Origin of the sequence: Melaminivora alkalimesophila (genome assembly GCF_000282995.1) — a bacterium.
GTDB lineage: Bacteria > Pseudomonadota > Gammaproteobacteria > Burkholderiales > Burkholderiaceae_C > Melaminivora > Melaminivora alkalimesophila.
Genome location: NZ_ALEE01000598.1, coordinates 1 through 2,847 on the forward strand (window position 1 = coordinate 1; position 2,847 = coordinate 2,847).

4 protein-coding genes and 1 pseudogene are annotated in these 2,847 nt (G+C 73.2%); all 5 read left to right on the top strand.

The genetic code is table 11. The features are described 5' to 3' along the window. Window positions 1–86: 86 nt before the first annotated feature. Window positions 87–374 carry a hypothetical protein gene (locus tag A612_RS11645; RefSeq protein WP_019374651.1) on the top strand — a complete coding sequence of 96 codons (288 nt, stop codon included), beginning with the start codon at window positions 87–89 and terminating at the stop codon, window positions 372–374. Between the two features lies 1 nt (window position 375). After that, complete coding sequence (locus A612_RS11650) at window positions 376–1,257, top strand: pseudouridine synthase (RefSeq protein WP_019374652.1); 882 nt, start codon at window positions 376–378, stop codon at window positions 1,255–1,257. 27 nt (window positions 1,258–1,284) lie between these two features. Continuing rightward, a complete protein-coding gene (locus tag A612_RS11655) occupies window positions 1,285–1,836 on the top strand; it encodes an MgtC/SapB family protein (protein WP_019374653.1) in 552 nt (183 codons plus the stop codon). After that, window positions 1,833–2,084, top strand: coding sequence for a hypothetical protein (locus A612_RS11660; RefSeq protein ID WP_019374654.1), 252 nt, complete (start codon window positions 1,833–1,835; stop codon window positions 2,082–2,084). Before A612_RS11655 ends, A612_RS11660 begins: the two co-directional genes overlap by 4 nt. Window positions 2,085–2,149: 65 nt before the next feature. After that, window positions 2,150–2,847 (top strand): annotated as a pseudogene (locus A612_RS11665) (hypothetical protein); the annotation flags it as partial.

A 2,847-nucleotide genomic window follows, 5' to 3' on the forward strand; every position in this document is an offset into this window, starting at 1 on the left:
TGGCGGCCGCCTGCCACACCTGTATGGATGAACAGGTAATATTCCGAACCGAGCCCGTCCCGTCCCGTTTCGAGTGAGGTCCTGCCATGGGAATCGACCAAATCGCCATTGCCCTGCTGGGCGCCGCGGCCGCCTGGCTCTCCCAGGCGCGCTCCCCGGCCTCGCGCCGCTGGGCCTGCGTGTTCGGGCTGCTGGGCCAGCCGTTCTGGTTCTACGCCTCCTGGCACGCCAACCAGTGGGGCATCTTTGCCGTCTCGGTCATCTACCTGTGCGCCTGGCTGCGCGGCGTGTGGGTCTATTGGATCGCCCAGCGCGACGAGCCCCAGCACCACGGTCTGGGCACCATCCAGCTCACGCCCGGGCGCAGTTCCTGAAGTGGCGACCGGCGAGCTGCCGCTGCTGTGGCGCGACGAGCATGTGGTGGCGGTGTACAAGCCGGCCGGTTGGCTGGTGCACCGCACGGGGCTGGACGCGGGCGAGACGCGCTTCGTGGTCCAGGCGCTGCGCGACCAGCTCGGGCAACGCGTCTACCCGGTGCACCGGCTCGACAAGGGCACCTGCGGTGTGCTCGCCATGGCGCTGCACCCTCAGGCCGCACGCCAGCTGGCAGACGCCTTTGCCCACCAGACGGTGGCCAAGCGCTACCTGGCGCTGGTGCGGGGCTGGCCGCCGCCGGCCTGCGAGGTCGATCACCCGCTGCGCCCGCAGGAGGCGCCCCGCGCCGCGCCCGCCCAGGAAGCACGCACGCGCCTGCGCCGCCTGGCGCGGCTCGAGTTGCCCGAGCGCAGCGATCCGCGCTATCCCCACACCCGCGCCTCCTTGGTATTGGCCGAGCCGGTCACCGGCCGGCGCCACCAGATCCGGCGCCACCTCAAACACCTCGCCCACCCCCTCATCGGCGACGCCACCCACGGCAAGGGCGCGCTCAACCGCTGGTGGGCGCAGCGCCTGGGACTGCACCGGCTGTGGTTGCATGCCTGGCAGCTGGAGCTGCCCCATCCCGCCGACGGCCGGATCCTCAGGCTCCACAGCGGCCTGTGCTGGCCGTCCGGCGCAAGCGGCGTGGAGAGCGCGGCCAGCGACCTGCAGGACTGGCAGGGGCGCGTGCTGTGTCTGCCCTGGCAGGCGGAGGGCACGGGCGGCTGCGGCCCCGTCCTACCCTCTTCGGCGGCGCAGGCCGCTGCCACAGACGCGCCACCCGGACAGACTGCCGCTCATGCCTGCCCTGACCCCGAACTGCCGCCCTGCGCGTCTTGAGGCGCTGGCGCACGGGCGCCCGGCGCCATGAGCGGCTGGTGGTCCGAGGTCCTGCAAGCCATCGGCGGCGAGCTGGCCGACGCGGGCGACCCGGTGGCGGCAGCGCGCACCCTCGTGCGCTTGGGTGTGGCGGCGGCGCTGGGCGGGCTGCTGGGCTGGGAGCGCGAGCATGCAGGCAAGGCCGCCGGGGTGCGCACCCACATGCTGGTTTCCATGGGCGCCGCGCTGTTCGTGCTGGTGGCGGAGCATTCCGGCATCGAGCCGCGGGACAACAGCCGCGTGCTGCAGGGCGTCATCGCCGGCATCGGTTTCCTGGGGACCGGGACCATCCTCAAGCGCAGCGAGGCCGACGCCGTGGAAGGACTGACCACCGCGGCTGGGATCTGGTTCACGGCCGCCATCGGCGTCACAGCCGGCCTGGGCCACGAGAGCATGGCGCTGCTCAGCAGTCTGCTGGGAGTGGCGGTGCTGTGGGCCCTGCCCCGGGCGCAACACGCCTGCCACCTGGACACGCGCCACGCACCGCCCCCTGCGGCGCTCCCCCCTCCACAGAGAAAACAGAAAGGACCACAACCATGACCGAGCAACGACACGCACGCATCCGCGGCACCGTTCACTACCGCGAGGGCGACGGGCCCCAGCTGCAGATCCCCGAAGGCCTGGTGGAGCTGCATCCCTCCCCGGACAGCATGACGCTGAGCTGGACCACGAGCGACGGCTCGGCAGGCCAGGCTGCACTCACGCCCGAACAATACCGCCAGTACCTCGAGGACGGCAGCATCGTCCCCGAGGACGACGGCGGCAAGGCCGGACGCACCGACCGCTGAAAGCCGCCGCCCCGCGCCTGTGGGCGACGGCGGGGATGGCGCCAGCACGCGTACCATGGGCTGCCATGAACGACGGTGCCGCCCCATTCTCCGCGCCGCTGCCCCCCGCGGACCCGTACGCCCCGGGCGCCCTGCCCGATGCCACCGGCCTGCGCGGCCTGCTGCGCGTGGCCCTGCCGGACAAGGGGCCCTCCAAGGCCGCCGGCTGGTGGGGGCCCATGGACTTCCTGCTGACGCGCAGCCACGTCGACGAGGACGGCGATGCCTACCACGACGGGCTGTTCGTCAGCCTCTGGAAGCAGTGGGATTTCTGGCTGGCGCTGCCGGAGACGGCGCCGCCCGCGGCCACCCACTGGGCCCAGCGCGCCTGGGCGCGCCTGCGCGCCCCGCACCCAACCCCTTCGGGGGAACATGACCTGCTGGTGCATTGGCGCAGCTACGGCGCGGACGGGCGGCCCACGCACTGGCGCCCACTGCACGAGGATGGCGGCGCGGCCGACCCCGCGGCCCGGCAGGCCCTGGCGGAGGCGTGGGCGCAGTTGCTGCACTACTGGCAGGCGGCCGAGCAGGAGCGCCGGTCCGGCTGGCCGACGCGCACGCGGCTGCATGCGACGCTCGGCCCGGCCCAGGTGCTGGAGCTTGCCGCGCTGCCCCTTTTCACCGAGCACTACAACGACTGGAGCGACCCCGAGCGCAGCGGCCTGTGGCTGGGCGATACGTGGGTCGGCGTGCGGCAACCGGGCTTTCGCGGCGGGCGCCGCCA